The sequence below is a fragment of the Shewanella sp. ECSMB14101 genome (genome assembly GCF_000773485.1).
Classification (GTDB): domain Bacteria; phylum Pseudomonadota; class Gammaproteobacteria; order Enterobacterales; family Shewanellaceae; genus Shewanella; species Shewanella marisflavi.
Map to the genome: position 1 here is coordinate 21,370 of NZ_JSFF01000020.1, position 6,000 is coordinate 27,369.

The window sequence follows — 6,000 nt, forward strand, 5'->3', positions numbered from 1 at the left end:
GACACCTAACACTCAAAACCAGATAAATGGATAAAATTCATAATCATACGATTTTAGAAAAGTGATCCTTTTCCGTTTCGTTTTGACAGAGTATGCTGGTGGATCACAAAAAGAGCTTTAAAGAATTTAGCCTCAACCACTCTTTGTGCTCAGCGTAGTCAGGCATGACTCGCTCTACTTCTTTCCAAAACTTTGGAGAGTGATCGAGCTGTTTAAGATGACACAGCTCATGGATCACCACGTAATCAACTACACGGTTAGGAGCCATCACAATAATCCAATTAAAATCGAGTTCTCCCTTAGGACTACAGCTCCCCCAGCGGCTCTTGAATGTTTTAATATTGATAGATTTAGGCTCTAAGCTCATCACCTTTGAATAGCGCCTCACCTTCTCTTTAATCTTCCGTAAGGCGTTGAGCTTATACCAACGGATCACAGCGTCTCGGACTAAGTTACTGCGCTTCGCGCCATCAGGCAGCGTAGCGACCAAGCGCCCTTGAATAAGCTTTACCGGACTGTAGGCTCCTGTTACCACCTTAAGGCGATAATTACGTCCTAAGTAAGCGTAGGCTTCTCCAGAAACAAACGCCCTATCACTGGCAGGCTTTGACTCTTCATGCAGTGCAATCTTTTGGATTACCCAAAGATACTTGTCAGCCACCAGCTGCTCGATACGCTCAATTTCCAATGTTTTTGGCACCACGACAGAAACCAAACCATCGTCGACCTTAATAGAGGCTGTTTTGGTCCTGCTGGTACGGACAACATCCACACAGAGTCCTTTAATTTCAACTTGCTCAGGGATCACAGCCTTCACCGCTACTTATTCCCGAACTTTTTCTTTGCCAATTCCATAAAGCGGTCTTGCAGAACACCTACAAGTGCTTTATCGCCGAAGGGCTGATCTAAAACGGCTCGCTTAATCTCTTTTTGCATTCGCTTAATCTCATCCCCCTTACTAAAGAAGTCGATGATATCGGTCGCCTCATCGAGCATGGTGACTAATGATTGTGTCATTACCTTAATAGCATCGTGAACAGCTTCATCAATCACATCTCCGTCACGGACTTGAGTCACTTCAGCCATCAAAATACCGTAAAACGCGTACTCTGTTTCGCTTAATCCAACATCTTTAGCCGCTTGCTGATGGGCATTACCGATATCACTGGCAAACGCCAATAACAATTCCAGCTGTTGCTCCCACTTTCCATGGGTCTTTTCAATAATGTCTCGTAAACGCAAACTCAAAGAGCGATAGTATTCGGGGTCTTCTTCGAGGTTAATCGTGATGTGGTGCTTAATTGCACTTTCGATTTCCGATGCCTTAGACTCGTCAGACTTACTAGGCTTAATGCTCTCTTTGAAGTTAGCAGCCAACAGATCAACGGGCGGAATTTTAGGGTCGACTCCAGTACTCAGAATATGCTCATCCACCAGCTGCCGAACCTTCTCACCAACTTCATGCATGTCCAAACCTGCGTCACGATACAGGGTTTTAGATGCATTATGGATTTTACCCAGAAACTTCATATCAGGGATGAAAGGGGCTGCTGCGGCATCAGGCAAAATCACATTCAGCTGCTTGGCAAACTGCTTAAATGCCATATCGAACTGAGCTCGAACAGCCTCGTCTTTTAAAACCAATACGCACTCATCAATATCGCGGCTCTTCATGTCCTTAAAAAATGACATAGCACGAGTGTGTTTAACCTTTAACTTAGGGATCTCATCTTTCAAGCTTTGAATCGTCCCCTCAACATCTTCACTGCTAAACAGCTCTAAGGCTTCAGTTAGATGAGTCGCCAAACCATAGTAATCGACGACATAGCCACAGTTTTTACCTTTGTAGGTACGGTTCACTCGGGCAATGGCTTGCATCAAAGTATGGTCTTGTAACTTACGGTCGATATACATCACCTGTGCAATTGGCGCATCAAAGCCTGTAAGTAGCATGTCTTTAACTATTAGAAAGGCGGTATTATCAAATTTCTTATTCTTCTCTTCAGTACCCTGCTTATCGATACCGAAAGGCTTTTTAAAGTTACTGATAACTTTCTTTTGATGAACCTTATCTGTGTACTTTGCGATATAAGCTTTGTCGTTATGGTCGCCAGAGATAATCACTTCGGACGGCGGCGCCCCCAACTCATCTAATGTCTGCTTAAAGATGGCAGCCGCATGGCGACTCCCCACTACTATCATCGCTTTAAAACCATCGGGGCGAATATGCTCCCTATAGTGCTTAAGCAGGTCTATGCAGACCCAGCGAATACGGGCTGGCGCTTCTCGTACTGCACGCTCCACACCGTATTTCTTTTTAATTTCACGCTGCTCTTCCGCTGTGTACTCACCAAAGTATTCTTCAAATAGCTTATCCAGTGACTCCCCTGCGACTTCTGAGAGCACTTCACGTCCTTCGTACAACAGCTTAACCGTTGCGCCGTCTTCTACCGCTTGGTTAATCTTGTATTCATCGATATAACCACCAAAGGCTTGCCCCATCTTCTGGGTTTTGAGTAATGGCGTTCCAGTAAAGCCAATCTTTGGCGCATTTGGCAACGCCGCATTAATGGTCATCGCCAAGCCGCCAAATTGCGTTCTGTGCGCTTCATCGGCAAGCACAATAATCTTGTCGCTAGGGTTAAGATCGGTAAAACCAGCAGCAACGCCTTTTTGCTTTGCTTGCTCCTTCTCCAGGTCAGAGAACTTTTGTACCATGGCAGTGACTAAATCTGAGCTATCCTTCTTGAGCAGCTCTTTGAGCTGAGCTACAGAGCCCGCGTTATAGACGGTTTCCCCCTGTGCATCACGAAAAGTATTAGAAAGCTGCTCATCAAGCTGAGTACGATCGGTAATAAAAACTAGCTTGTACTGTTTCAGCTCTGGGTCACGGCGCATCTTCACCGCTAACATAACCATGGTCAGTGATTTCCCACTCCCCTGAGTGTGCCAAACCACCCCAGACTTTTCTTTTCTGTCTGAGCCATGTTTTAGACGTTCTATGACCTTGTTCACTGCACGATATTGCTGATAACGCGCCACCTTCTTAATCAACCGACCATCATCGATTTCAAACAAAATAAAGTTTTGCAGAATATCGAGAAAGTTAGCCGTGCTAAACATACCCGCAAGCAACCGTTGCTGCGCTGTCACATGGGTTGGCGTTTCGTAGCTCGCCAGAAGCTCGTCATACTGATGTGAAGGCTGTTGATATTTCGCTATAGGCTCAGCCACTTGTAACGGTCTATCAACCAAATCGACCTTACTTTGAATCGCGTCATCAGGAAGCTCAATCTTAATTCGAGAATGTAAACCGACTATTTTATTCTGCAACGACTGCTGTGCTAGCTGTTCGTCACTGAAAGGGAAAGCATCCTTCCAATCGCCATAATGCTGTGCGCTTGAACTTATTGTGCCGACTTTAGCTTGATCACGACAGGTAGACACCATTAGCTGGTTATACCAAAACAGCTTTTCAGCCCCCTCATTATCTTCACTATGGCGTAAATTCGCATAACGGCGTAGCTGATTGATTCCCTCACTCATGGGGCTAGATATATAGGGTGACTTACATTCAATAACGGCTAGAGGGATACCATTAACAAAGCAGATAATGTCTGGAATAATCTTCTGATTAACACCTTCCACTTTTAACTGATTAGTACAGATAAATTCATTGTTTTCTGGTCGTTCAAAATCCACCAGCTTAACCGTTTGCCCTTTGCGCCCTTTACCTAAATCCTGCTCTACCGATAGGTAACTCACCAAAGTTTGATAAAAGGCGTGGTTGTACTCCATTAACGCAGCAAAGTTGGGGTGTGTTACTTCACGCGAGACCTTACGTAAGTTCTCATCACTTATCCAAGGGTTAATCCGCTTAATCGCAGCTTCAAGGCGCTTAACTAGCACCACGTCACGCAGATAAGTTCTCTCGGGGTTGCCATCGATAGCAACATGATCAGGAGACAATGCCTTGCCAGGAATATAGCGCCAACCAAGGCTCACTAACTGCTCAATAGCAGGGGCTTCTACTTTGTTAAATTCGTCATTTTGCATTTATCTTCAGGACTCACTTTATATGAGCGGGCAGCTCTACTTGCTTGGTTTTAGCAAGATAATGCCCAATCGTCTCTTTTATTGAAGCGACACCGCATTCAGTCATTAACGACTCTAATGGTATTTCAAAGCCATATTTTGCAAATTTATTATCAATTTCAATATCAACAGCTTCACTGTAATCAGGGTAACGACCAGCTTCCCACTCCTGATAGAAATCAGTCTTCACATCTTCAAGCGCTCGATAAATGGCAACTCTTAAGTCACTTTTAGCATCAGCTACAGCCACTTTTAGGTTTAAAGCATCTGGCTGTCCACGGCACTGCTCATCGTTGACACCGGAGTCATTGATCACAATAAACTCAAGAATGTAATCACCCTTAGTCACTTGATTTATGTCAGCTACATTCTTGAAAACATAACGTGTCACGACACCTGGAAGCATATCCCATTGCCACTTTTTAAAAGGGTTTGAATTACTTTGTCCCGGTGATGAGAAACGTTGTGGAGCCCAAAAATAAAACTCGGTATCTGATTCGAGAGCAATCTTTTCAATGGTTGGTAGCAAGCGTTGATAATACGCAGCGAGTAGACGGTGCGCGGTGCGAACTTGAGAAAAGAGTTCATCCATTTCATTAGTCATGACTATTCCTTTATATCGTTCTTTAGATAAGGTTGAATCGACTGCAGGTCGAGAGGTTGAAACGTATTAGCCAGTAGCTCACTCATCGATAGAGGAGCTACGACGATATTAGTAGCGTTAAGAGAAATAGACTGTAATAAGCGATGTTCTAGAGTTAACTTAGGTAAAGGATAAGGAATAAAATGCGACCACTTGAAGGGAGACGTTTGCAAGCCATAAAGACCTAGCCCCTCCAATATATCCAATAAAATACACCCGTCTTGTTTGGTTATGAATGGTTCAAGCGCAGGGCTGCCTATATGAGTGATTTCCATTATATGCGAGCTAACGTCCTTCCACTCCAAAGCTGCCAACCCTTTTAACTCATCAAACTCCTGCAATAACTCCCCAGCCCAGCACTTAGCATCAGCCTGCCCTATACGCCCGATAGCAAGAAAGTACAAAGCCTTCTCATGGTCGCTGTTGGATTGCAGAAATGACTCTATCTCTTTCTTCCATTGACCAAAGTATTGATTTCCACCAGCTGGTGGCTTGACCTCAACAATGATATTGCATTGGTCAAAGTGGATGATTAAGTCGGGTTCTACTTGGTTACTGCCAGCCTCATGCTCATGAGTAAATCGAGGCCAATAAGTAATCCCTTCAAACTCACCAAAGCTATCTGGGGTCGCGCCATGGGAATTCTCGAAGCATCGAGTTAACAGGTAGTCTTGCAGGGAGCAAGACAAATAAGCAAAGCGCTCAAATACCGAAGAGGTAAGCAAATCTTCACGAGCTTTAAACAAGCTAGACCAACTGACCGACTCACCTTCGTTGAGGTCAACGCGTCCAGCCTTACCGTGCAGAATCGCTTTTAGCATATGAATAGTCCCTTAACTTCAAATCCATATTATCGTTAAGCAATATTACACACAGTTCAACACCGAGAAAGCTAAACTGCTCCCAGGATTTTAAAAAGTTTCAAATAATTGCTATTTGGACAATCTCCCCCCCACTGCAAGCTAAAAAAAGTTTGCCATTATCTCTCTCGTTGGCAGGGGCTCCTGCTAATGAAACTTAAATTTGGAGATATAAAAATGAGTACTAACAAAACCCCAATGACACCAGCAGCAGCCGCTCGCATTCAAAGCTCTACAGCAAAGCAAGGCAGTGGCAATGTAGCGAAAGGCAGCTTTGCAGCAAAAGCTCAAAGCGCAGCGGCTAAGAACTCTGGCAATGGCAAGCAAGCAGGCAAATAGCATGCTTTCCAAAGGCACAGCCGACACTGTCAAACGCATAAAAATAGTGCGGCTAAAGAAGTC

Annotated in this window: 5 protein-coding genes; 1 reads left to right on the plus strand and 4 read right to left on the minus strand. The window is 44.4% G+C overall.

Annotation, left to right across the window (positions count from 1 at the left end; translation table 11 throughout):
• Positions 1-103 precede the first annotated feature (103 nt).
• The 4 genes from NY07_RS14640 to NY07_RS19045 are packed head-to-tail and all read right to left on the minus strand — an operon-like array spanning position 104 to position 5,559.
• Positions 104-817: a M48 family metallopeptidase gene (locus NY07_RS14640; RefSeq protein ID WP_052125758.1), complete on the minus strand. Its 714-nt coding sequence runs from the start codon at positions 815-817 to the stop codon at positions 104-106.
• Between the two features lie 2 nt (positions 818-819).
• The gene (locus NY07_RS14645) at positions 820-4,056 is read right to left on the minus strand and encodes a type I restriction endonuclease subunit R (RefSeq protein ID WP_033540100.1); all 3,237 of its coding nucleotides are present in this window, start codon (positions 4,054-4,056) and stop codon (positions 820-822) included.
• 13 nt (positions 4,057-4,069) lie between these two features.
• The gene (locus NY07_RS14650) at positions 4,070-4,699 is read right to left on the minus strand and encodes a hypothetical protein (RefSeq protein WP_033540101.1); all 630 of its coding nucleotides are present in this window, start codon (positions 4,697-4,699) and stop codon (positions 4,070-4,072) included.
• A gap of 2 nt (positions 4,700-4,701) precedes the next feature.
• Positions 4,702-5,559, minus strand: a complete 858-nt coding sequence (locus tag NY07_RS19045; RefSeq protein WP_052125761.1) for a hypothetical protein — start codon at positions 5,557-5,559, stop codon at positions 4,702-4,704.
• Positions 5,560-5,748: 189 nt separating this feature from the next.
• On the opposite strand from NY07_RS19045, the gene NY07_RS19630 reads away from it, so the two are divergent.
• A complete protein-coding gene (locus tag NY07_RS19630; RefSeq protein ID WP_140946928.1) occupies positions 5,749-5,937 on the plus strand; it encodes a hypothetical protein in 189 nt (62 codons plus the stop codon).
• Positions 5,938-6,000: the final 63 nt, after the last annotated feature.

Bases quoted from the DNA above. Each gene is read 5' to 3' on its own strand.
- NY07_RS19630 (WP_140946928.1), top strand. From the start codon at position 5,749: ATGAAACTTAAATTTGGAGATATAAAAATGAGTACTAACAAAACCCCA.
- NY07_RS14650 (WP_033540101.1), bottom strand. From the start codon at position 4,699: ATGACTAATGAAATGGATGAACTCTTTTCTCAAGTTCGCACCGCGCAC.
- NY07_RS14645 (WP_033540100.1), bottom strand. From the start codon at position 4,056: ATGCAAAATGACGAATTTAACAAAGTAGAAGCCCCTGCTATTGAGCAG.
- NY07_RS19045 (WP_052125761.1), bottom strand. From the start codon at position 5,559: ATGCTAAAAGCGATTCTGCACGGTAAGGCTGGACGCGTTGACCTCAAC.